Below are 21,513 nucleotides of genomic sequence, written 5' to 3'. Positions count from 1 at the left end.
TCAGAGCGCGGCCCCGGGCGCTCTCTTTTCTTCGGCGAGGATGTCCATCGCCTCGGCATAGCTGACGCAGGCGACATCCTCCTTGCCGCAGGTCTCGGTGAGGAACCGGTCGAGCGCCCGCCAGTAGGCGCCGGCATTCATCTCGACGAAGTGGAAGCCGAGCTGGAGGGGGATGCGCTCGCCGTCATATTGCCGGGCGAAGGCGTCGCGGTAGGCTGCGAGCGTGCTTTCCTCGAAGGCTTCGCTCTTCTCCGGCTTCTCCTTGCCCTTGGAATGGCGGACGTAGAGGTTGTAGTCCATCGCGATGACCGGGCGTCCCGAGGCGCCCTCCGGGATGAGGGGCAGGGCGAAGCGTGCGATGCCGCCGCTTGCGACCGGCAGCACCGGGCCTTTCGAGACGAGGCTGGCGTCGTATGTGAAGCCGTGCGCCTCCAGCGCCTTGACCAGGCTGGCGCCGGCGGACAGGTAGGGCGCGCGGAACCCCTTGATGTCCTCGGCGACGAAGCGCTGCCAGTCGGCCGGCTCCCGCTCGCCGACGCCGGCATTCCGCCAGCCGTTCTTCAGCGTCTCCCGGAAGAAGGCGAATTCGGCCTTCCAGTCCGCGGCGCTCCACTTGCCGCCGTCGAAATGGCCGCAGGCATGGCTGCCGATGTCGTGGCCTTCGAGCTTGGCCAGCCAGATCTCGCCGAGGCGCAGGATCGTGTCTTCCCTGTCCTGCGCGAAGCCGACATTGGAGCGGCCGCGCTTTTCATGCGGCGCCTGGTATTTCGCGCGCTCCTGCCTCGGGAAGAGGAAGGTGCAGGAGAGGAAATAGGTGAAATGCGCGCCGGTGCGTTTCGCCATCGCGCGGCTCTTCTCCCACAGCAGGTTGTCGTGCGCGCCGTCGAAGGAGACGATGACGAGCTGCTTGCGCTTCGATGCCCCGGCTGCATCGTCCTTGGCGTGGGCCGGGCCCAGGGCGAGCGCGGCGGCGAGGGAAAGGAGGAGTCGGGAGGAAAATGAAGAGGACATGGAGACCCGCGACAATTTGCAAAGGGTCTGTCATCGATTCCGAATGCGGCAATCCTTTGATCGGGCTGGAATTGTCGCCCGGCCCCGGATATTCCAAAGGCAATAACCAAGTCTGCGTTTCTCAAGGGGCATTTCCATGACGTTGCTCATCGCCGGTCTCGTTCTCTTCGTCGTCACCCATCTCCTCAGGCCCGTGGCGCCGGGGCTGCGCAGCGCGGGCATCGCCACCCTCGGCAAGCCGGCCTGGATGACGCTGCACGGCATCGTCTCGCTCGCGAGCCTCGCGCTCATCGTCTACGGCTTTGCCGACGCGCGCGGGAACGGCGGCGAGATGCTCTATTTCCCGCCGACCTTCATGGCGCATATCGCGCTGACGCTGATGCTGGTCGCCTCGATCTGTCTCGTCGCCGGCTTCCTGCCGGCCGGCCATATCCGCGCGAAGCTGAAGTTCCCCCTGCTCGTCGCCATCAAGATCTGGGCGCTCGCGCATCTGCTGGCGAACGGCGAGAGCTATTCGGTCCTGCTCTTCGTGACGATCCTCGCCTGGGCGGTCGTCCTGCGCATCACGCTGAAGAAGCGCATCGCGGCGGGCGAGACCAAGCTGCCGGTCTTCGTCTCGGCGAAGTACGACCTGATTTCCGTCGTCGTCGGCCTTGCGCTTTATGTCGCCATCGTTTTCCGGCTTCACGAATGGCTGATCGGCGTGGCGCCGCTGCCGTGATCCGGCGGCTTTTCGCGCCTGCCCCCTTACAACGCGGCCAAAATGGAGTAGAAGGCGCAAACTCCAATCGTCAGCAAGAGCCGGGCAGGGAATGGTAAATCAGGACGACAGCTTTATCCGCGAGGTGAACGAGGAACTGCGCTCCGACCAGATGCGCCTGGTCTGGCAGCGTTTCGGCCGTGTCCTCATCGGCGCCGCCGTGCTGGTCGTTCTCGGCACGATCGGCAAGGTGAGCTACGACTACTGGCGCGACAGCGAGGCCTCGGCCGCCGGGGATGAGTTCCTCGCCGCCCTGACCCTTGCCCGCGAAGGCAAGAAGGACGAGGCGCTGGCCGCGCTGACCGCGCTGGAAAAGGACGGCTTCGGCTCCTATCCGGTGCTCGCCCGCATGCGCTCCGCCTCGCTGCTCGCCGAGACCGATGCCCAGGGCGCCATCAACGCCTTCACGGCGATCGCCAAGGATAGCTCGGTGCCGCAGGCGCTGCGCGATGCGGCGCGCCTGCGCGCGGCCTACCTGCTCGTCGATACCGGCACCTACGAGCAGGTCTCCGCCGAGGCCGAGCAGCTGGCGACGCCGCAGAGCGCGCTGCGCCATTCGGCCCGCGAGGTCCTCGGCCTTTCGGCCTACAAGCACGAGGACTATGCGCGCGCCAAGGAATGGTTCGACGCCATCCTCAACGACAGCGAAAGCCCGCGCAACGTCGCCAACCGCGCGCAGATGCTGCTCGACCTGATCGCGGCGAGCGGCAAGCTGTCCTCCTGAGCCGGAACACGTCCATGAGCTTCACCGTCGCCATTGTCGGGCGTCCCAATGTCGGCAAGTCCACCCTGTTCAACAGGCTCGTCGGCAAGAAGCTCGCGCTCGTCGACGATACGCCCGGCGTCACGCGCGACCGCCGGCCGGGCGATGCGCGCCTCGTGGACCTCAAGTTCCGCATCATCGACACGGCGGGCCTGGAAGAAGCCGCGCCCGAAACGCTTCAGGGCCGCATGCGCGCCCAGACGGAAGCGGCCATCGAGGAGGCGGACCTCTCGCTCTTCGTGGTCGACGCCAAGACGGGCCTGACGCCCGTCGATAAGGCGCTTGCCGAGATGCTGCGCAAGAAGGGCAAGCCCGTGGTGCTCGTGGCCAACAAGTCGGAGGCGCGCGGCTCCGACGGCGGCTTCTACGATGCCTTCACGCTCGGCCTCGGCGAGCCGACGCCGATCTCCGCCGAGCACGGCCAGGGCATGCTGGACCTGCGCGACGCCATCGTCGCGGCGATCGGCGAGGACCGCGCCTTTCCGCCGAAGGAGGACGAGGCCGTCACCGACGTGGACGTCCGCGCCGAAGCGGCCGACGAGGACGAGGACTACGAGCCGGAATACGACGAGACGAAGCCGCTGCGCGTCGCCATCGTCGGCCGCCCGAACGCCGGCAAGTCGACCCTCATCAACCGCTTCCTCGGCGAGGACCGGCTCTTGACCGGCCCGGAGGCCGGCATCACGCGCGATTCGATTTCCGTCGAATGGGACTGGAAGGGCCGCACGATCAAGATGTTCGACACGGCCGGCATGCGCCGCAAGGCCAAGGTGCAGGAGAAGCTGGAAAAGCTCTCCGTCGCCGACGGCCTGCGCGCCATCCGCTTCGCCGAGACGGTCGTCATCGTCTTCGATTCCACCATTCCCTTCGAGAAGCAGGACCTGCAGATCGTCGACCTCGTGCTGCGCGAGGGCCGCGCCGCCGTGCTCGCCTTCAACAAGTGGGACCTGATCGACGACCCGCAGGCGGTGCTGGCGGACCTGCGCGAGAAGACCGACCGGCTGCTGCCGCAGGCGCGCGGCATCCGCGCCGTGCCGGTCTCCGGCCAGACGGGCCGCGGCCTCGACAAGCTGATGCAGGCCGTCATCGACACGGACCGCACCTGGAACCGCCGCATCTCCACCGCCAAGCTCAACCGCTGGCTGGAGGCGCAGCAGATCCAGCATCCGCCGCCGGCCGTCTCCGGGCGCCGCCTGAAGCTCAAATACATGACGCAGGTGAAGGCCCGCCCGCCGGGCTTCATGATCTCCTGCACGCGGCCCGACGCGCTGCCGGAATCCTACGTGCGCTACCTGACGAACGGCCTGCGCAACGACTTCAACCTGCCCGGCGTGCCGATCCGCATCCATTTCAGGGCGGCGGACAATCCGTTCGCCGGCAGGGCGAAGAAGAAGCGCTGATCAGCCGTTCGGCAATCTGTCCTTCGCGACCAGCGCGCCGTGGTGCTGGATGACGGCGGCGGCGACGTCCGCGGCGAAGCGGGCGGCTTCTCGCGGGCTCTCGCCGGTCGCCAGCCGGGCGAGGAAGGCGCCGTTGAAGCTGTCGCCGGCGCTGGTGGTGTCGACGATCCTGCGGACCTCGGCGGAGGGGACATGGCTGGTCTCGCCGCCGAAGACGAGCGTGGCGCCCTTGCCGCCGTCCTTGACGACCAGTTCCTCGACGCCGAGCGCGCGGTAGCGGCCGATGGTTTCCTCCAGCGAGGCGTCGCCGAAATGGGCCGTCTCGTCGTCGAGGCTCGGCATGACGAGCGTTGCGGCGCGTGCGCCTTCGGTGATCGCCGTCCGCATGCGCTCCGCATCGTCCCACAGGCGCGGGCGGATGTTGGGATCGAAGACGACGCGCTTGCCGGCGGCCCTGGCGCGGCGCAGCTCTGCGAGCAGGGTCCCGACGTCCTCCGCCGGCAGGATCGCCAGCGTGATGCCGGAAAAGACGGCGATGTCGGACGCCTCGATGGCGGTGCGCAGCCGGTCGCCGTCACGGGCGAGCAGCTTTGCGGCGGAGACGGAGCGCCAGTAGGAGAAGCTTCGCTCGCCGTCCTTCAGATGGATCATGTAGAGGCCCGGCGCGCGGCCCTCGATGCGCTGGACATGGGCGGTGCCGATGCCGTGGCCTTCCATGAAGGCGAGCATCTCGTCGGAGATCATGTCGGTGCCGACGGCGGAAAGATAATCGACGCTCCAGTCGGCCGGCAGGTACTGGCGGGCATAATAGGCGGTGTTGAACGTGTCGCCGGCAAAGCTCTTGCGCATGAGGCCGCCTTCGGCCTGCATCAGTTCCACCATGCATTCGCCGATCGCAATGAGCCGCCCCGCCATTCCCGTTCCTCCCGGTCAACCTCGCCGGAAAGAGGAAATACTGTCAAAGAGTTGGCGGGGCAAGACGATGCCGGCGCTTTCCGCCTGCCGCTGCCTTTCCACGCGATCGAGGCCGGGGATATAGACGCCGTAGTCCGAGGACAGGCGATGGACCTGGCTGGCGAGCCGGGCCGGGAAATCGTCGGCGAAGAGTTGCGGCGAAAGGGCGAGGACGAAGAGGCCGGCGCCGGGGGAGGCGTCGCCCGCCTGAAAATCCGGCGCATCGAGGGACCAGTTCGCACCGGTGAGGCCGGCGGCGAGCACCTCCACCATGAGCGCGACATTCGCGCCGCGTGCGCCGCCGAAGGCCAGCAGCGCGCCCTGCATGGCGGCGAACGGCTCGGTGGTCGGCTCGCCGTCCAGGTCGAGCGCCCAGGTGTCGGGGATCGCCTCGCCGCGCGCGGCCGCCTCGCGGATGTTCACGAGGGCCGTGGCGCTGGAGGCCTGGTCGATGAGCAGGAAGCGGCCATCGTCGAGCGGGGCGGCGAAGGCGAGGGGGTTGCTGCAATAGACCGGCTGCCGGCCGCCCGCGCCGGCGAGCAGGGCCGGCCCGTTGGTCGCGGCCAGCGCGACCAGGCCCTCTTCGGCAAGGCAGGCGGCATACCAGCCGAGTTCCCCGGTCGTGTAGCTGTTGTGCGAGGTGAAGACGGAGATGCCGAAGGTCTTGGCTTTCGACACCAGTTCCTCGTGGGCGAGGGAGAAGCCGTGCTGCGCCACGCCGCCCATCGCGTCGCACTTCATGATGGCCGGCACCGGCGAGGTGATGAGCGGTTCGGCCCTTCCCGCGATCCGGCCGTCTACGAGGCTTCTCAGGTAGTCCGTCAGATGGAGGAAGCCGACCGTCCGCTTGCCGGCCATCTCGGCATCCAGGGTGGCGCGGGCGAGCGTCGTGGCTGCCGGCTCCGCCATGCCGACGCGCATGAGCGCGGTGCGGGCGAGGTCGATCGCTTCGGTCGGGGAAAGGGTGACGTCATCGGCCATGCGGTCAACCTTCTCTATGGATTTGGCCGGCATCATCCAGACAGGCCGCGGCTTCGTCAACCTTCGAAAAATCGGGGTGCGCGCCGTTTACGCTTCACCGGGCGCGCGCTACATCTTGCCCGACCGAAACAGGAACCGGAGCGAGAATGCATGGCGAAGCCCCGAAAAAAAGCCGACGACTGGTGGCGCGGCGCGGTCATCTACCAGGTCTATCCCCGCTCGTTCCAGGACACGACCGGCGACGGCATGGGGGACCTCAGGGGCATCACGAAGAGGCTCGGTCATATCGCCTCGCTCGGCGTCGACGCCATCTGGCTCTCGCCCTTCTTCAAGTCGCCGATGGCGGACATGGGCTATGACGTCTCGGACTATTGCGACGTCGACCCGATGTTCGGCACGCTCGCCGATTTCGACGCCATGCTGGCCGAGGCCCACCGCCTCGGGCTGAAGGTGATCATCGACCAGGTGATCTCGCACACCTCCGACCAGCATCCCTGGTTCGTCGAAAGCCGTTCCAGCCGGACGAACCCCAAGGCGGACTGGTATGTCTGGGCCGATCCCAAGCCGGACGGCACGGCGCCCAACAACTGGCTGTCGATCTTCGGCGGGCCGGCCTGGGAATGGGACGGCGTGCGCAAGCAATACTACATGCACAACTTCCTGATCTCCCAGCCGGACCTCAACTTCCACAATCCGGACGTGCAGGACGCGCTGCTCAAGACGGCGCGCTTCTGGCTCGACCGCGGCGTGGACGGCTTCCGCCTCGATACGGTGAACTTCTACTTCCACGACAGGAAGCTGCGCGACAACCCGCCCCACGAACCCGATCCGGAGGCCGTCGGCCTCGACGCGCCCGACGTCAATCCCTACGGCATGCAGACGCACCGCTACGACAAGACGCAGCCGGAGAACGTCGATTTCCTGAAGCGTTTCCGCGCACTGCTGGACGAATACGAGGGACGGGCGACGGTGGGCGAGGTGGGTGACGGCGCGCGGTCGCTGAAGACAGTCGCCGAGTATACGAGCGGCGGCGACAAGCTCAACATGTGCTACACCTTCGACCTGCTCGGCCCGGATTTCAGCGCCGACCATATCCGCAAATGCGTTCAGAGCTTCCAGCGCGCGGTGACGGACGGCTGGGTCTGCTGGGCCTTCTCCAACCACGACGTCAACCGCCATGTCAGCCGTTTCATCAAGGTGCCGGAGGAGCGCGAGCGTGTCGCCAAGCTCGCCATCACGCTCCTGTCGACGCTGCGCGGCTCGATCTGCCTCTATCAGGGCGAGGAACTGGGCCTCACCGAGGCCGAGCTTGCCTTCGAGGACCTGCGCGATCCCTACGGCATCCGCTTCTGGCCGGCCTTCAAGGGGCGCGACGGATGCCGCACGCCGATGCCCTGGCAGCGCGGCGAGGCCCATGCCGGTTTCAGCACGGGAAAACCCTGGCTGCCGGTGCCGGAGGACCACGCCCGTCTGGCGGTGGACGCGCAGGAGAAGATCGCCGGCTCCGTGCTGAACCACTACCGCGCCACGCTCGCCTTCCGCAGGGAGCACGAAACCCTGCACGACGGCGAGATGTCCTTCGTGCACTCCAACCACGACATCCTCGCCTTCACCCGCGAGAAGGGCGGCGAAAAACTGCTCTTCGTCTTCAACCTGACGCGCGAAAAGGCCGAGTTCGTGCCGGCGAAATCGCTGAAACTCGGCGAGCCGCTGCCCGTGCCCGGCTTCGGCGCGAAGCTGAAGGACGGGACGATCGAGCTCGACGGGCTGGATATGGCGTGCGTGCGGCTTTAGCCGACTGCTGATCGACTTCGCCCCTACCACTGTCGTCATCCTCGGCCTTGAGCCGAGGATCTATTGTTCTCAAAGGGTTATGGATGCTCGGGTCAAGCCCCGGCATAACGAAGGAGAGGTTTTCCGGACGCAAGACTGCTGCGCACTTTTGCTGGAAATGCTTTAGCGTTTGCGTCCGACGAGCCGGTCATAATCGGCATGCGAACCGATCCAGAACCAGACGAGCGTTCCCGTTCCCTCGTCCTTGGCGGCCAGTGCCCGCCAAGACAAGCCAATGCGTGCGGACCAGAAGCGACCGACGGGCTTCAACTGCAATGAGGGATGTTCGGGATTGGCCTTGAGCAGTGCGAAATTCTTGTCTGCCTGGCGACGTATATGGGAAGGCAATGCCTCGTAACACGTCCAGAATGCGTCCGTGGCATGGTGCCTCAAAGAGGACGAGTCCGATTGCTGCGGAACTCCGCCAGCGCAAACTCGGCGATCTCGTCCAAGGCGCCGCTGCCAGCGTCTTCGGCCAGATCCCGGTCCCAACGCTCGGCCTGAAGCGCTTCGAACCAGGCGGAAAAGCGCTCGAACTCTTCGGGACTGAGCTCCGATACGGTTTTTTCAATTTGTTCCAGCTTGGTCATGCCTACTCCTTTTGCGCATATTGTAAGCGAATGAAAGCCGCGCGGGAAGGCTGACCTCACCCGATCAGCGCGAACCGGTCCACATCCACCATGCCCTTGTCCGAAATCTTCAGGTGCGGGATGACGGGCAGCGGCAGGAAGGCGAGCTGGAGGAAGGGTTCTTCCAGGGTGGCGCCGAGGGCGAAGGCCGCCTGGCGCAGGTGGTGCAGCGTGTCGCGGACCTTTTCGTAAGGCTCGAGGCTCATGAGGCCTGCCACGGGCAGGGCGATCTCGCCGGTTACCCTGCCGTCCTCCACCACGACGAAGCCGCCCTTGATCTCGCCGAGGCGGTTCGCGGCGAGCGCCATGTCGTCCTCGTCGACGCCGACGACGCAGATGTTGTGGCTGTCATGGCCGACGGTCGAGGCGATGGCGCCCTTCCTGAGGCCGAAACCCTGCACGAAGCCGTTGGCGTGGTTGCCGTTCCTGCCGTGCCGCTCGATGACGGCGACCTTGATGATGTCCTGCGCAAGGTCGACGGCGGCCTGGTTGCCCTTCGCCGGCAGGCGGTAGCGGCGGTGCTCGGTGATGATCTTCCCCGGCAGGACGCCGATGACCGGCACCTCGGCGTCCGTCGAGGGAACGGCGAAATGGGCCGCGCTGACCGGCCGGGCCTTGACGCTGTCGAGGCCCACCGGGGCGACGGGCCTGCGCGCGGCGAAGAGCGCGTCGTCGACCTTGCGGCCGGCGGAGAAGACCATTTCCGCCTTGCAGTTCTCCAGCGTGTCGATGACGACGAGGTCGGCGCGCCAGCCGGGCGCGACGAGGCCGCGGTCGCGCAGCCCGAAGGCCTTTGCCGCGGAGACGGAGGCGGCGCGGTAGACGGCGAGCGGCGCGCGGCCATGGCCTATCGCCGTGCGGATCATGTGGTCGAGATGGCCCTGCTCGGCGATGTCGAGCGGATTGCGGTCGTCCGTGCACAGCGCGATGAAGGGGGATAGCCGCTCGGTCATGACCGGCAGCAGCGCGAGCAGGTCCTTGGAGACGGAGCCTTCGCGGATGAGGATGTGCATGCCCTTGCGGATCTTCTCCAGCGCCTCCTCGGCCGTCGTGCATTCGTGCTCGGTGCGGATGCCGGCGGAGAGATAGCCGTTGAGGTCGTTCCCGCGCAAAAGCGGCGCATGGCCGTCGATATGGCCGCCCTGGAAGGCTCCGAGCTTGGCGAGACAGACGGGGTCCTTGTGGATGACGCCCGGAAAATTCATGAACTCGGCAAGGCCGATGACCTTCGGATGGTCGCGGAAGGGCACGAGCCGTTCCACCGGCAGGTCGGCGCCGGAGGTTTCCAGATGCGTCGCCGGCACGCAGCTCGAAAGCTGGACGCGGATGTCCATGATCGTTTCCATGGCGCTGTCGAGGAAGAACTGGATGCCCTCGGTGCCGAGCACGTTGGCGATCTCGTGCGGGTCGCAGATCGCCGTCGTCACGCCGTAGGGCAGCACGCAGCGGTCGAATTCATGCGGCGTCACGAGCGAGGATTCGATGTGCAGGTGCGTATCGATGAAGCCCGGCACGACGATGCGGCCGGAAATGTCGATCTCCGTGCGGCCCCGGTAGGCGCCGCAGGTGCCGACGATGCGCTCGCCCGAGACCGCGATGTCGGAAGCGACGAGTTCGCCCGTCACGAGATCGAAGAACTGCCCGCCCTTGAGCACGATGTCGGCCGGCTCGCGGCCGGTTCCCTGGTCGATGAAGCGTTCCAAGTCGGTCATGGCAGGTCTCCTAATCCTTTTCGCAAGACTCTAGCCCGGTCGGTGCAAGAAGGAAGGGGCCGGTGCGGCAAAACCTCAGACGGGGAATGTCACGGTGAAGGAGAAGCGCTTGCGTTCGCCGGCGGCGAGCACATTGGCGAAGGGGCGATCCCTCAGTTCGCGCCCGCCGCCATGTTCCGCGGCCGTGCCATGCCACGGCTCGATGCAGAGGAACCGGGCGCCGGGCTTGGACCAGAGCGCAAGGTTCGGTAGGTTCTCGAAACGGAACTCCAGCGTCGGTCCGCCTTCGGCGCCATAGGCGAGGCGGTTTCCGGTTCCTTCGGGGAAAACCAGGGCATCGTTCTCGAACAGGCCGGGCGCGAGCAGGAGGCGGCCTTTCTCGAAAGGCGACGGCTGCCGGTCCCGCGAGAGCAGGCCCTTCACCAGCGGCTGGCGCTTCGGTTCGCTGCCGTTGGCGAGCATCACCGTGTGCGGCCTGCCTTCGGCGCCCGGCAGGGGCCAGAGGAACGCGGGATGAAAGCCGAAGCCGAAGGGCATCGGCTCGCGTCCGCGGTTCTCCACCTCGGCGGCGACGGTGAGGGTGGGGCCGTCAAGGCTGTGCTCGACGGAAAGCCGGAAATCGAACGGATAGACGGCGCGGGTTTCGTCCGATGCTTCCAGCGTATGGCGACACCGGGCCGCGGCTGCCGTGTCGAGCGAGAACTCCCGCCGCCGCGCAAAGCCGTGCTGCGCCATGGCATAGGGTTTTCCGTCGATCAGCAGCGTATCGTCCGGCGCCTTGCCGACGATCGGGAACAGGACCGGCGCGCGGCCGGTCCAGAAGGCGGCATCGCCGTTCCAGAGCCAGTCCGCCCCTTCCCGCGTGGCGATCGCCTGCATCTCGGCGCCGAGCGAGGAGACGTCTATCGAAAGGCAGGCGTTCTCAATACGGGCAAGGCTCGGCATCGAATCTCCTTTCAGGGCGTTGCCGCATGTTAGCGCGGATGGGCCGGCCGCGCGCGGGGGCGTGCGGCGAATCCGGTTGATAGCGCCCGGCCGGCGCAATAGGATGACAGCATGACCCGGAAAGACGCAGGCCCGATCATCGTCTTCGACGCGGAGTGCATCCTCTGCTCGGCCAATGCGCAGTTCGTACTCCGGCATGACCATGCCCGGCGCTTCCGGCTTGCCTCCATGCAGAAGGATGCGGGCGCCGCGCTCTACAGGCGTTTCGGCATCGATCCCGCCGACCCGGAATCGATGATCGTGGTCGAGGGCGATCGCCTCCTCAAGGACAGCGACGCGGTGCTGGCGATCTATGCCGGCCTCGGCTGGCCGTGGAAGGCGGTGTCCTTGCTGCGCCTCATTCCCCGCGTCCTGCGCGATCCCGCCTATCGCTGGCTGGCGCGCAACCGCTACCGCATCTTCGGACGGCGCGAGGCCTGCTGGGTGCCTTCGCCGGAGGATGCAGATCGGGTGCTGTGAGGAGCGTCATCGTTCTCGGCGGTTACGGCGGTTTCGGTGCCCGGCTTTCGCGGCGGCTGGCGGCGGACGGCTGGGCGGTGCTGGTCGCCGGCAGGAATGCGGCGGCGGCGGAGCGCCTTGCGGCGGAACTGCCCGAGGCCCGGCCGCTGGTGGCCGACCGCAACGACGACCTGCGGCCTCTGCTCGCGCTCCATCGCCCCTTCCTGCTGGTCGACGCGGCCGGCCCCTTCCAGGGCAGCGGCTACTAGGTGGCCGAAGCCTGCATCGCCTGCGGCGTCCACTATGTCGACCTTTCGGATGCGCGGGATTTCGTCTGCGGCATCGGGCGGCTGGATGCGGCGGCGCGGGCGGCGGGCGTGGTCGTCGTGTCCGGCGGCTCCAGCGTGCCGGCGCTTTCCGGCGCGGTGATCGCCGAACTTTCGCGGGGCATCGAGGACGTGCGCTCGGTCGCCCTGTCGATCAGCGCCTCCAGCCGGGCGACGGCCGGTTCCTCGGTCGCGGCGGCGATCCTGAGCTATGTCGGAAAGCCGGTGCGCCTGTGGCGCGGCCGGCGATGGCGGCTGGAGACCGGCTGGCATCGGCTGCTCCGGCAGGATTATGTCGTCGCCGGCCGCGCGCCGATCCGGCGGCTGGTCGCGCTGGCGGACGTGCCCGACCACGACATCGTGCCGGCAACCGCGCCCGGAAAGCCGGCGGTGATCTTTCGCGCGGGGCCGGAATTTTCCTTTCAGGTCGCGGCGCTGTGGCTGGCAAGCTGGCCCGTGACGTGGGGATGGATAAGCTCCCTCTCGCCTCTTGCCCGATGGCTGCTGCCATTGCAGAAGCTGGGTGCAGGCCTCGGCACGGACCGGTCGGCCATGGCGGTCGAGGTCAAGGGCATTGCCGGGAGCGAGGCGGCCGTGCGCCGCTGGACGCTGATCGCGGAGGACGGCGACGGGCCGGAAATCCCGACGATCGCCGCGCATGTGCTGGCGAACGCCATCGCGGCCGGAACGCTGGAACCCGGTGCGCGGCACGCGGCCGGGCAGGTGCGGCTTGAAGACTTCGATGCGCATTTCGACCGGCTCGCCATCTTCCGGGCGGTCGAGAGCCGGCCCTATGTGCCGCTTTACCGCCGGGTCATCGGCCCGGCCTATGCGGCGATGCCGCGGCCGGTTCGCGACATGCACCACCTTGTCGGCGATGGCGGCGCTGCCGGCCGGGCGACGGTGCGGCGGGGCCGGTCGTGGCCGGCGCGTTTCATCTGCGCCGTCATGCGCTTCCCGCCGGCCGGCGAGCACGCGCTGCACGTCTCCTTCGAGGAGCGGGACGGCATCGAGCGCTGGACGCGGGATTTTGCCGGCCATGCCTTCACGAGCGAGCTCAGCCAGCGGGGCGGGCGCCTCGTCGAGCGCTTCGGGCCGATGCGCTTTTCCTTCGACCTGCCGGCGGATGCAACGGGTCTGACGATGGTGATGCGCGGATGGTCCGTCTTCGGCATTCCCGTGCCGCTCCGGCTTGCCCCGCGCAGCCGGGCGCGAGAATGGGCGGAAGGGGAGGATTTCTGTTTCGACGTGCCGATCGCGCTGCCGGGCATCGGCGAGGTCGTGCACTATGCCGGCCGGTTGCGGCGGATATGACGACCTGCCTTCACCTCGGGGGGCGCCCGGGGATGAAGGCGTTGGCGGCCGGGATCAGATGTTGTTCTGCAGGACCTCGCGCAGCTTGCCGAACAGCTCGTCGATATGGTGCTTCTCGATGATGAGCGGCGGGGAGAGAGCGATGATGTCGCCGGTGGTGCGGATGAGCAGGCCCTTCTCGTAGGCCTTGAGGAAGGCGTTGAAGGCCCGTTTGGTTGGCTCGCCGGGAATGGCGGCCAGTTCGATCGCGCCGATGAGGCCGACATTGCGGATGTCGATGACGTTCGGGCAATCCTTCAGCGAATGCAGCGCGTCTTCCCAGTAGGAGGCGAGTTCGCCCGCGCGGGTCAGCAGGCCCTCTTCCCTATAGGTGTCGAGCGTGCCGAGCGCGGCAGCGCAGGCGATCGGGTTGCCGGAATAGGTATAGCCGTGGAAGAACTCGATCAGGTGCTCCGGGCCGTTCATGAAGGCGTCGTGGATCTCCGAGGTCACGAAGACGGCGCCCATCGGGATCACGCCGTTGGTGAGGCCCTTGGCGGTGGTGATGATGTCCGGCTTGACGTCGAAATACTGCGCGGCGAAGGGCGCGCCGAGGCGGCCGAAGCCGGTGATGACCTCGTCGAAGATCAGGAGGATGCCGTGCTGCGTGCAGATTTCGCGCAGCTTCTGCAGATAGCCCTTCGGCGGGATGAGCACGCCGGTGGAGCCGGCGACCGGCTCGACGATGACGGCGGCGATGGTCGAGGCGTCGTGCAGGGTGACGATGCGCTGGAGCTCGCCGGCGATGTCGCCGCCGTGCTCCGGCTCGCCGCGGGAGAAGGCGTTCCTGTCCGGGAAATGCGTGTGCGGCATGTGGTCGACGCCGGTCAGGAGCGTGCCGAACATCTTGCGGTTCGCGACGATGCCGCCGACGGAGATGCCGCCGAAATTGACGCCGTGGTAGCCGCGCTCGCGGCCGATCAGGCGGAAGCGCGAACCGTCGCCCCTCGCGCGGTGATAGGCGAGCGCCACCTTCAGCGCGGTCTCGACCGATTCGGAGCCGGAATTCGTGTAGAGCACGTGGTTCATGCCCTCCGGCGCGATGTCCACCAGCCGGTTGGCGAGCTCGAAGGCCTTGGGATGGCCGAGCTGGAAGGCGGGCGCATAGTCGAGCTCGCCCGCCTGCTCGCGAATCGCCTCGGTGATCTTCGGGCGGCAGTGGCCGGCATTGACGCACCACAGGCCTGCGGTGCCGTCGAGCACCTGCCGGCCGTCGTGGGTGGTGTAGTACATGTCCTTGGCGCCGACGAAGAGGCGCGGCTCCTTCTTGAACTGCCGGTTCGCCGTGAACGGCATCCAGAAGGCACGCAGATCGTTGGGGGTGTTGAGGCGGTTGGACATGCGGTCTCTCCAGGGCCTTTGAATGCGGAGGCCATCCCGGCTTGCAATGCGGAAGGGGCGGAAATTTACCCGACGGTCAAATTATCAAGGCGCCCCCGGCCGTCAAGGCGCGTCGGGTGGATCATGCGATGCAAAACGCCCCGGAAGCGTGCCGGGGCGTTGCCGATCGGAGGATATGGGAGGCGTCAGGCGATGCGGAGCTTCTTTTCCGAGGCATTGCTGCCCGCGGCCTTGTAGATGCGGTCGAGCGCGTCGAGAATGGTCAGGACGGCTTCGGACTTGCTGGAATAGTAGATCGTCTGGGCGTCGCGGCGGGTGGTCACGAGGTTCTGCGCGCGCAGTTTCGACAGATGCTGCGAGAGCGCCGACTGGCTGAGGCCGACCTGATTGGCGAGGGCGCCGACGGCGATCTCGCCGCCCACCAGCACCTTCAGGATGAGCAGGCGCTTGGGATTGGCCATGGCGGAAAGGAAATCGGATGCAACCTCGGCCTGCGCGTGTTCTGCGTCTGAAATCTTGTCCATCTGAAACTCCTTTGGGCGTTTCCGCTTCAAATCATGTGATTTTCAATCAATCCGCTTGTTAGCATATAAACAAAACCTCCCCCATCAAGAGCAAGAAATGGGGGTAGGTTGCACGCATAGCGCTAGGTGTCCGCCGCCGTCGCGGCAGGCGTTTAGCGGACGGTTGTGGAAACGCCGGTTGTTCAGCCAGCCGTCCTTGCCTGGCGAAGCAAACGCGCAAGCTCGCTTCTGAGTTCCCCGGCATTTTCGAGTTCGCGCGGAAATTCGAGGCGCTTCAATCTGTCGCCGCTCGCAAGGTCGACGCCGGCCGCATCGAGGCCGACGACGGTCCATCCGCCGTCCTTGGCGCCGCAATAGTGGCGCGCGTAGATGCCGGCGGCTTCCGCATGGTCGCTGTTCATGTGCTCGACGGCGCCCGCTTCCATTTCGGCAAGGGCGGCGCGGGCGGGGGAGCGAATCAAAAGGTCGTCGGCCGTCAGCAGGAAGGCCTTGCCGAAGCCGCCGTTGAGATTGGCGCGCTCGGGCACGAGGCGGAAGAAGGTGAAATCGGGGAAATCGACGTAGAGCTTCGCCTTCGGATGGCGGCGCACGAAGCGTTCGCGAAGCGCCGCGCGCGCAGCGCCCTCGCGCGGCACCTCCTGCGCCTTGCAGACGACCGTGAGGCGGGGATGGGCGAGGGGGTCTCCCTTGCCGGGCTCGCCCGCGAGCAGCGAGGCGCGCGGATCGGCCCGTAGCGCCTGGGTGTGGAAGGAGAGGGAAGAGACGAGGATGACGGGCGTGCCGTCCGTGTCCGTGCCGGTCAGCGTGCGGCTTGCGAGGGGAAAGCCCGTTTCCGGCTCCAGGACGGCGAGCGCGCAGCTTCGCGCCGCGCGCAGCAGGGTGCGGGCAAGGCGCCGGGCCTCGTCGTCCGTTTCGCGCAGGACGTTCGGTTTGTCCTTGTCTGTCATGATCGTCGGCTCCCTGATGTCAAAAGGCGGCGCCTGCGGGAAGCGCCGCCCTATCTAATCCGATCGGCGCCGTCTGTCAGCCGCGGCGTCGATGCCGCGTCAATCCGTTGACGATGTCCTGCGCATTGATGGTGCCGACCACCGTGCCGTTGTCGACGACGCCGACATTGCCGGGCGTGCGCGCCATGGCGTCGAGGATGTCGACGAGCGGGGTTTCGGGCCTTGCGGTCGCCGTGACGCCGTTGCCGCCCGCCGCGCCCTGCTGCATGACGTCCTCGGCCGTCAGCATGTTGATGGGGTTCATGTTCTGCACGAAGTCGGCGACATACTGGTTGGCCGGGTTCTTCACGATCTCCTGGGGCGTTCCGCACTGGATGATGCGCCCGCCTTCCATGATGGCGATGCGGTTGCCGATGCGGAAGGCCTCGTCGAGGTCGTGGCTGACGAAGATGATGGTCTTCTTCAGCCGGCGCTGGAATTCCAGGAGCTCGTCCTGCAAACGCGTGCGGATCAGCGGGTCGAGCGCGGAGAACGGCTCGTCCATCAGGAGGATCGGCGCACCGGTGGCGAAGGCGCGGGCGAGGCCGACGCGCTGCTGCATGCCGCCCGACAGCTCGTTCACCTTGCGGCCGGCCCACTTGGCGAGGTTGACGAGCTCGAGCTGTTCGGCGACGCGCGCCTTGCGCTCGGCTTCCGGCACCCCGGCAAGCTCGAGGCCGAAGCCGACATTGTCGGCGACGGTGCGCCACGGCAGCAGCGCGAACTGCTGGAACACCATCGAGACGGTGTGCATGCGGAAGTCGCGCAGGGCCTTTGGCGTCGCCTTGTAGGGGTTGACGCTGTCGCTGCCCGCCTTCACCTCGACCTCGCCGCGCACGACGGGCGCAAGCCCGTTGACGGCGCGCAGCAGCGTGGATTTGCCCGAGCCCGAAAGGCCCATCAGCACGAGGATCTCGCCCTCGTTGATCGACAGGGTCGCGTCCGCGACGCCGAGCACGAGGCCGGTTTGCGCGCCGATCTCGTCGCGGCTCTTGCCCGCATCGACCATCGAGAGCGCTTTGTGCGGATTGTCGCCGAAGATGATGGAGACGTTCCTGAAGACGACGGCGTCGGTCATTTTGCGTCTCCTTCGTCGGCGGCGCGGAAGAGACGGTCGAGGATGATCGCGAGGATGACGATGCAGAGCCCGGCCTCGAAGCCCATGGAGATGTTCACGGTGTTGAGCGCGCGCACCACCGGCACGCCGAGGCCCTTGGCGCCGACGAGCGCGGCGATGACCACCATCGACAGCGAGAGCATGATGGTCTGGGTGAGGCCCGCCATGATCTGCGGCGTCGCATAGGGCAGCTCCACCTTGCGCAGCACCTGGCCGGGCGTCGCGCCGAAGGCTTGCGCCGCTTCCACCAGCGAGGGCGGGGTCGAGATGATGCCGAGGCGGGTGAGGCGGATCGGCGCGGGGATGGCGAAGATCACCGTCGCGATCAGGCCCGGCACCATGCCGAGGCCGAAGAGGATGAGTGCCGGGATGAGGTAGACGAAGGTCGGGATCGTCTGCATGAGGTCGAGGATCGGCCGGAGGATCGAGTAGAACCACGGCCGGCGCGCGGCGGCGATGCCGAGCGGCACGCCGACGACCATGCTGACGCCGGTGGCGGCGAGCACGAGGGCGAGCGTCTCCGTCGTCTCCTTCCAGTAACCCTGGTTGACGATGAGCAGCAGGCCGAGGAAGGTGAAGGCGGCGACGCCGATCGAACGGCGGAAGTACCAGCTGAGGCCCGTCACCAGCGCGATGAGGAACAGCGCATAGGCGAACTTGCCGCCGGCGCTGGCGATGAACGGGCCTTGCAGCAGGAAGAGCACGGCGTCGATGCCGGCCTGCAGGAAGACCTTCAGGAAATCGAACAGTCCCTTGCCATTGGTCGTCAGCCAGTTGACGGCTTCCCTGGCGACCGGACCGATCGGAATTTTGGAGACGGTGAGCCAATCCACGGCAGTAAGCCCCTGTCTGGAGGTTGACGATGCGCAACTATCCGGAGGGAAGAAGGGCGGGAAAGTTTCCTTCCCGCCCTATTCTTGCCCGTTAGAGACCGAGCGCCGTTTTTACCGCCGGCAGGGCCTCGCCGCTGCCGTCCTTGGTCGTGACGCCGGCGAGCCACGGCTCGATGGCGGCCGGGTTGGCCTTGATCCATTCGGTCGCGGCCGCTTCCGCATCCTGGCCGTCGTTCAGGATCTTGCCCATGATCTGGTTTTCCATCTCCAGCGTGAACTTGAGGTTCGCCAGGAACTTGCCGACGTTCGGGCATTCGCTCGTGTAGCCCTGACGCACGTTGGTATAGACCGTCGCGCCGCCGAAGTTCGGGCCGAACACGTCGTCCCCGCCGGTAAGGTAGGTCAGCTTGAAGTTGGCGTTCATCGGGTGCGGCTCCCAGCCGAGGAAGACGATCGGCGTGCCTTCCTGCTCGGCGCGGGCGACTTCCGCCAGCATGCCCTGCTCGGAGGATTCGACGACCTCGAAGCCCGAGAGGCCGAACTTGTCGCCGGAGACCATGTCGATGATCAGGCGGTTGCCGTCATTGCCCGGCTCGATGCCGTAGATCTTCGAATCCAGCGCGTCCTTGTGGGTGGCGATGTCCTTGAAGTCCTTGACGCCGAGCTCGGCGCCCTTGGCGTTGGTCGCCAGCGTGTACTTCGCGCCTTCGAGGTTCTCGCGCACGGTCTCGACCGAGCCGTCCTCGCGGAAGGGCTTGATGTCGGCTTCCATGGTCGGCATCCAGTTGCCGAGGAAGACGTCGATGTCCTTGTTCTTGAGCGAGGTATAGGTGACCGGAACGGAAAGGACGGTGACTTCCGTCTCGTAGCCGAGGCTCTTCAGGATGGTGGTGGCCGTCGCGGTGGTGGCCGTGATGTCCGTCCAGCCGACATCGGAGAAGCGGACCTTGCCACAGCTTTCCGCTTCGGCGGCCGCGACGTTGGCGACGCCGAGCGCGAGGACGGACGCGGCTGCGACAAGAAAGGTCTTGAATGGCGATGCAGTCTTCATTTTATTGCTCCCCTTATGATTGGTGGTTTAGCCAATCATCAAAACGGTGTGCTTTCAAGCGCCTTGGCGTAACCGGAAGCCCCTGAAACGTCCAATTAATTTCGCGTCTGTTCGCAATTTTGCACATGGATGTCGCAACGGATGGGCCGCGCTGTTTTCTGTGGTTTTCAGGCGTTTTCGACTGGAAAAGCGCCCTCTGCCGGGTCATGAGGCTGGGACGGAGAAAATCATGGCCAAGCTCTATTTCAGTTACGCGACGATGAACGCGGGCAAGTCGACGCTGCTCCTGCAGGCGTCCTACAACTACCGCGAACGCGGCATGCGCACGGCGATCCTCATCGCCTCCTTCGACGACCGGGCCGGCAAGGGCCGCATCTCCTCCCGCATCGGGCTGACCTCGGAGGCCATCGCCTTCGACCATTCGGACGACCTCTACCGGCATATCGAGGAACTGAACGGCGACGGGGAGGGCGAGATCGCCTGCGTCTTCGTGGACGAGGCGCAGTTCCTCTCCGAAGAGCAGGTCTGGCAGCTTGCGCGCGTCGCCGACCGGCTGCACATTCCGGTCATGGCCTACGGCCTGCGCACGGATTTCCATGGCAAGCTCTTCGCGGGATCCAAGGCGTTGCTGGCGATCGCCGACGAACTGCGCGAGGTGCGCACCATCTGCCATTGCGGCCGCAAGGCGACGATGGTCGTCCGCCTCGGCGCGGACGGCAAGGTGGTGAAGGAGGGCGCGCAGGTGGAAATCGGCGGCAACGACAAGTACGTCTCCTATTGCCGCCGCCACTGGGAAGACATCATGAACGCCGACTGAAGGCGGAAGGACGGCAAGGGACGGATCATGAAACAGCTTATCGTATTGGCTGCCGCCTTCCTCTGTCTTGCCGTCCCCGCTCCGGCGGAGGAGGGAGATGTCGCCGCGGGCAAGGCGGTCTTCAAAAAATGCGCGCCGTGCCATTCGTTGGAACCGGTCAACCGTGTCGGCCCCACGCTCGGCGGCGTTGTCGGCCGCCCTGTGGCCTCCGTCGACGACTACGGCTATTCCGCAGCCATGACGGCCTTCGCCGATGGCGGCAAGGTGTGGAACGAGGCGCTGATCGCCGAATACCTGATGGCGCCGAAGGCCATGGTGCCGGGCACCCGCATGACCTTTGCGGGGCTGAAGAAGATCGAGGACATCGCCGACCTCATCGCCTATCTGAAGGCGCCCGCGGGATATTAGCCGCTTGCCGAAATTTCCCCGTCGGCCTTGCAGGCCTTTGCCGGCGTCCCACATCTTGTGCGGGGCAGGTTCCTATCTGTCTGAAATCGTATAGTGTTGCCGCGACGGAATAAATCGGGCGGCGCAGACGTCTGCCGTGGAGAGCGCAAGGGGAAAAGCCATATGGCCACACTTCAGAACTTCGATGCGGAGATTGAAAAGACCCGCAGTGTCGTCAACCAGATGCGCGGCAAGCTGGAGCAGTCCGGCATCGTGCTGGAACAGTTCGCCAAGGCGGACACCAAGCTCGGCGACGTCAATTTCGACATCGAGAATGCCCGCATCCAGGACGTCATCGCCCAGCAGAAGGTGATGGAGGGCAACATCGCCGACCTCATCATCGGCCTGGAGGACGCTACGAACGTCTTCGGCTCCGAATTTGAGAGCATGAAGAGCTACACGGGCTATGAAAAATTCATCGGCATCTTCTCCAAGCAGAAGATGCAGCGCATGCGCACCGACCGCGTGCGCAACATGTCGCTCGCCGGCAACCTCCAGGAACTGCTCGCCAAGTCCGACACGATCGTCGGCATCCTCAAGGAGCAGAAGTCGATCCTCGACCAGCGCTACAAGACCTCCGAGGCGAGCCTCGTGCAGGTGATCGAGCGGCGCAAGGGCACGATGGCGAACCTCGAGGCCACGCAGAAGCGCATCGAGGAGCTGAACCCGCTGCTGATGGACCTCGAGAACCGCATCGCCGCCTCGACCGACCAGAAGACCCGCACGGACCTCGAAGGCGAGCGCTCGGCGCTGGCGACCGAGTACAACCAGCAGCAGGCGAAGGAGCAGGAGCTTCTGGCCGAGAGCCAGACGCTGGAGCGCTACACCTCCATGTTCCAGACCTTCGTCGATTCGCTCAACAACCAGATCGCCGCGCAGAACACGCTGATCAACAAGCTGACCATCGATACCGAGCAGCGCATCGTGCTCTACAAGGCGCTGGAGGACTCGCTGAAGACGGCCGCCCAGCAGGACGTGGCGCACAAGATCAACACGCTCGGCTCGCAGGTCGACACCGCGGCCGAAGAGACCATGGCCGGCATCGGCTCGGCGGCCCAGCGGCACATCGGCGACCTTCTCGAGATGCACGAGAAGAACATGCTGGCCACGCAGGACATCCAGCGCCGCAAGAAGCTCGCCGACGACGCCTTCGCCCGGCGCTTCCAGGCGGTGATGGACAAGCACAACGCGGCGAACTACGTGAAACAGTGATGGTCTGGATGGTGGAATTG

The 21,513-nt window shown here is 66.3% G+C and carries 22 protein-coding genes; 10 read left to right on the top strand and 12 right to left on the bottom strand.

Annotation, left to right across the window (positions count from 1 at the left end; all coding sequences use genetic code 11):
• A complete protein-coding gene (locus ACIIOY_RS02345; RefSeq protein WP_411032994.1) occupies positions 1-1,011 on the bottom strand; it encodes a polysaccharide deacetylase family protein in 1,011 nt (336 codons plus the stop codon).
• A 136-nt stretch (positions 1,012-1,147) separates the two neighbouring features.
• Between ACIIOY_RS02345 and ACIIOY_RS02340 the strand changes: the two genes are divergently transcribed.
• From ACIIOY_RS02340 to der, 3 genes are all read left to right on the top strand, one after another.
• Positions 1,148-1,732: an NnrU family protein gene (locus ACIIOY_RS02340; RefSeq protein ID WP_411032993.1), complete on the top strand. Its 585-nt coding sequence runs from the start codon at positions 1,148-1,150 to the stop codon at positions 1,730-1,732.
• A gap of 91 nt (positions 1,733-1,823) precedes the next feature.
• Positions 1,824-2,495 (top strand): tetratricopeptide repeat protein, encoded by a 672-nt coding sequence (locus tag ACIIOY_RS02335; protein WP_411032992.1) that lies wholly within the window; start codon positions 1,824-1,826, stop codon positions 2,493-2,495.
• A 14-nt stretch (positions 2,496-2,509) separates the two neighbouring features.
• Positions 2,510-3,934, top strand: a complete 1,425-nt coding sequence (gene der / locus ACIIOY_RS02330) for a ribosome biogenesis GTPase Der (protein ID WP_411032991.1) — start codon at positions 2,510-2,512, stop codon at positions 3,932-3,934.
• Here der and ACIIOY_RS02325 read toward each other — a convergent pair whose 3' ends face one another.
• Complete coding sequence (locus ACIIOY_RS02325) at positions 3,935-4,849, bottom strand: sugar kinase (RefSeq protein ID WP_411032990.1); 915 nt, start codon at positions 4,847-4,849, stop codon at positions 3,935-3,937.
• Positions 4,850-4,864: 15 nt separating this feature from the next.
• Positions 4,865-5,869, bottom strand: a complete 1,005-nt coding sequence (locus tag ACIIOY_RS02320; protein WP_411032989.1) for an Ldh family oxidoreductase — start codon at positions 5,867-5,869, stop codon at positions 4,865-4,867.
• A gap of 150 nt (positions 5,870-6,019) precedes the next feature.
• Between ACIIOY_RS02320 and bglA the strand changes: the two genes are divergently transcribed.
• On the top strand, positions 6,020-7,663 hold the full coding sequence (gene bglA, locus ACIIOY_RS02315) for a beta-galactosidase BglA (RefSeq protein ID WP_411032988.1): 1,644 nt from the start codon (positions 6,020-6,022) through the stop codon (positions 7,661-7,663).
• A 428-nt stretch (positions 7,664-8,091) separates the two neighbouring features.
• Here bglA and ACIIOY_RS02310 read toward each other — a convergent pair whose 3' ends face one another.
• The 3 genes from ACIIOY_RS02310 to ACIIOY_RS02300 all read right to left on the bottom strand — a co-directional run bounded on the left by ACIIOY_RS02310 (position 8,092) and on the right by ACIIOY_RS02300 (position 10,988).
• A complete protein-coding gene (locus ACIIOY_RS02310) occupies positions 8,092-8,292 on the bottom strand; it encodes a hypothetical protein (RefSeq protein WP_411032987.1) in 201 nt (66 codons plus the stop codon).
• Between the two features lie 56 nt (positions 8,293-8,348).
• Positions 8,349-10,043 (bottom strand): adenine deaminase, encoded by a 1,695-nt coding sequence (gene ade, locus ACIIOY_RS02305; protein ID WP_411032986.1) that lies wholly within the window; start codon positions 10,041-10,043, stop codon positions 8,349-8,351.
• A 75-nt stretch (positions 10,044-10,118) separates the two neighbouring features.
• On the bottom strand, positions 10,119-10,988 hold the full coding sequence (locus ACIIOY_RS02300) for an aldose 1-epimerase family protein (protein ID WP_411032985.1): 870 nt from the start codon (positions 10,986-10,988) through the stop codon (positions 10,119-10,121).
• A gap of 111 nt (positions 10,989-11,099) precedes the next feature.
• Between ACIIOY_RS02300 and ACIIOY_RS02295 the strand changes: the two genes are divergently transcribed.
• From ACIIOY_RS02295 to ACIIOY_RS02285, 3 genes are read left to right on the top strand one after another with little or no spacing between them, the layout of a single operon-like run.
• Positions 11,100-11,507 (top strand): thiol-disulfide oxidoreductase DCC family protein, encoded by a 408-nt coding sequence (locus tag ACIIOY_RS02295; protein WP_411032984.1) that lies wholly within the window; start codon positions 11,100-11,102, stop codon positions 11,505-11,507.
• Positions 11,504-11,755, top strand: a complete 252-nt coding sequence (locus ACIIOY_RS02290; protein WP_411032983.1) for an SDR family NAD(P)-dependent oxidoreductase — start codon at positions 11,504-11,506, stop codon at positions 11,753-11,755. The genes ACIIOY_RS02295 and ACIIOY_RS02290 overlap by 4 nt, the downstream gene beginning before the upstream one ends.
• Positions 11,756-13,126 (top strand): DUF4166 domain-containing protein, encoded by a 1,371-nt coding sequence (locus ACIIOY_RS02285; RefSeq protein ID WP_411032982.1) that lies wholly within the window; start codon positions 11,756-11,758, stop codon positions 13,124-13,126.
• A gap of 54 nt (positions 13,127-13,180) precedes the next feature.
• On the opposite strand, the gene aptA is transcribed toward ACIIOY_RS02285, so the two are convergent.
• The 6 genes from aptA to ACIIOY_RS02255 form a co-directional block, all read right to left on the bottom strand.
• A complete protein-coding gene (aptA, locus tag ACIIOY_RS02280) occupies positions 13,181-14,506 on the bottom strand; it encodes an omega-aminotransferase AptA (protein WP_411032981.1) in 1,326 nt (441 codons plus the stop codon).
• A gap of 185 nt (positions 14,507-14,691) precedes the next feature.
• A complete protein-coding gene (locus ACIIOY_RS02275; RefSeq protein WP_411032980.1) occupies positions 14,692-15,030 on the bottom strand; it encodes an ArsR/SmtB family transcription factor in 339 nt (112 codons plus the stop codon).
• 182 nt (positions 15,031-15,212) lie between these two features.
• A complete protein-coding gene (locus ACIIOY_RS02270) occupies positions 15,213-15,977 on the bottom strand; it encodes a HugZ family pyridoxamine 5'-phosphate oxidase (RefSeq protein WP_411032979.1) in 765 nt (254 codons plus the stop codon).
• A 76-nt stretch (positions 15,978-16,053) separates the two neighbouring features.
• Positions 16,054-17,094 carry a choline ABC transporter ATP-binding protein gene (gene choV / locus ACIIOY_RS02265; protein ID WP_411032978.1) on the bottom strand — a complete coding sequence of 347 codons (1,041 nt, stop codon included), beginning with the start codon at positions 17,092-17,094 and terminating at the stop codon, positions 16,054-16,056.
• A complete protein-coding gene (gene choW, locus ACIIOY_RS02260) occupies positions 17,091-17,966 on the bottom strand; it encodes a choline ABC transporter permease subunit (RefSeq protein ID WP_411032977.1) in 876 nt (291 codons plus the stop codon). The genes choV and choW overlap by 4 nt, the downstream gene beginning before the upstream one ends.
• A gap of 91 nt (positions 17,967-18,057) precedes the next feature.
• Complete coding sequence (locus ACIIOY_RS02255; protein WP_411032976.1) at positions 18,058-19,017, bottom strand: choline ABC transporter substrate-binding protein; 960 nt, start codon at positions 19,015-19,017, stop codon at positions 18,058-18,060.
• Positions 19,018-19,246: 229 nt separating this feature from the next.
• Between ACIIOY_RS02255 and ACIIOY_RS02250 the strand changes: the two genes are divergently transcribed.
• The 3 genes from ACIIOY_RS02250 to ACIIOY_RS02240 all read left to right on the top strand — a co-directional run bounded on the left by ACIIOY_RS02250 (position 19,247) and on the right by ACIIOY_RS02240 (position 21,493).
• Complete coding sequence (locus ACIIOY_RS02250) at positions 19,247-19,834, top strand: thymidine kinase (RefSeq protein ID WP_411032975.1); 588 nt, start codon at positions 19,247-19,249, stop codon at positions 19,832-19,834.
• 27 nt (positions 19,835-19,861) lie between these two features.
• Positions 19,862-20,242 (top strand): c-type cytochrome, encoded by a 381-nt coding sequence (locus ACIIOY_RS02245; RefSeq protein WP_411032974.1) that lies wholly within the window; start codon positions 19,862-19,864, stop codon positions 20,240-20,242.
• Positions 20,243-20,404: 162 nt separating this feature from the next.
• A complete protein-coding gene (locus tag ACIIOY_RS02240) occupies positions 20,405-21,493 on the top strand; it encodes a hypothetical protein (protein ID WP_411032973.1) in 1,089 nt (362 codons plus the stop codon).
• The last annotated feature ends 20 nt before the right edge of the window (positions 21,494-21,513 follow it).

The organism is Shinella agrisoli (genome assembly GCF_046557955.1).
Classification (GTDB): Bacteria; Pseudomonadota; Alphaproteobacteria; order Rhizobiales; family Rhizobiaceae; genus Shinella.
Note: the sequence above shows the minus strand (reverse complement) of the source record. Positions and strands in the feature narration are given on the sequence as shown.

Coding starts and splice junctions, on each gene's coding strand:
- ACIIOY_RS02340 (WP_411032993.1), top strand. CDS start 1,148: ATGACGTTGCTCATCGCCGGTCTCGTTCTCTTCGTCGTCACCCATCTC.
- choV (WP_411032978.1), bottom strand. CDS start 17,094: ATGACCGACGCCGTCGTCTTCAGGAACGTCTCCATCATCTTCGGCGAC.
- ACIIOY_RS02250 (WP_411032975.1), top strand. CDS start 19,247: ATGGCCAAGCTCTATTTCAGTTACGCGACGATGAACGCGGGCAAGTCG.
- ade (WP_411032986.1), bottom strand. CDS start 10,043: ATGACCGACTTGGAACGCTTCATCGACCAGGGAACCGGCCGCGAGCCG.
- ACIIOY_RS02325 (WP_411032990.1), bottom strand. CDS start 4,849: ATGGCGGGGCGGCTCATTGCGATCGGCGAATGCATGGTGGAACTGATG.
- ACIIOY_RS02255 (WP_411032976.1), bottom strand. CDS start 19,017: ATGAAGACTGCATCGCCATTCAAGACCTTTCTTGTCGCAGCCGCGTCC.
- ACIIOY_RS02245 (WP_411032974.1), top strand. CDS start 19,862: ATGAAACAGCTTATCGTATTGGCTGCCGCCTTCCTCTGTCTTGCCGTC.
- ACIIOY_RS02320 (WP_411032989.1), bottom strand. CDS start 5,869: ATGGCCGATGACGTCACCCTTTCCCCGACCGAAGCGATCGACCTCGCC.
- ACIIOY_RS02335 (WP_411032992.1), top strand. CDS start 1,824: ATGGTAAATCAGGACGACAGCTTTATCCGCGAGGTGAACGAGGAACTG.
- ACIIOY_RS02275 (WP_411032980.1), bottom strand. CDS start 15,030: ATGGACAAGATTTCAGACGCAGAACACGCGCAGGCCGAGGTTGCATCC.
- bglA (WP_411032988.1), top strand. CDS start 6,020: ATGGCGAAGCCCCGAAAAAAAGCCGACGACTGGTGGCGCGGCGCGGTC.
- ACIIOY_RS02270 (WP_411032979.1), bottom strand. CDS start 15,977: ATGACAGACAAGGACAAACCGAACGTCCTGCGCGAAACGGACGACGAG.
- ACIIOY_RS02310 (WP_411032987.1), bottom strand. CDS start 8,292: ATGACCAAGCTGGAACAAATTGAAAAAACCGTATCGGAGCTCAGTCCC.
- ACIIOY_RS02345 (WP_411032994.1), bottom strand. CDS start 1,011: ATGTCCTCTTCATTTTCCTCCCGACTCCTCCTTTCCCTCGCCGCCGCG.
- der (WP_411032991.1), top strand. CDS start 2,510: ATGAGCTTCACCGTCGCCATTGTCGGGCGTCCCAATGTCGGCAAGTCC.
- aptA (WP_411032981.1), bottom strand. CDS start 14,506: ATGTCCAACCGCCTCAACACCCCCAACGATCTGCGTGCCTTCTGGATG.
- ACIIOY_RS02240 (WP_411032973.1), top strand. CDS start 20,405: ATGGCCACACTTCAGAACTTCGATGCGGAGATTGAAAAGACCCGCAGT.
- ACIIOY_RS02295 (WP_411032984.1), top strand. CDS start 11,100: ATGACCCGGAAAGACGCAGGCCCGATCATCGTCTTCGACGCGGAGTGC.
- ACIIOY_RS02300 (WP_411032985.1), bottom strand. CDS start 10,988: ATGCCGAGCCTTGCCCGTATTGAGAACGCCTGCCTTTCGATAGACGTC.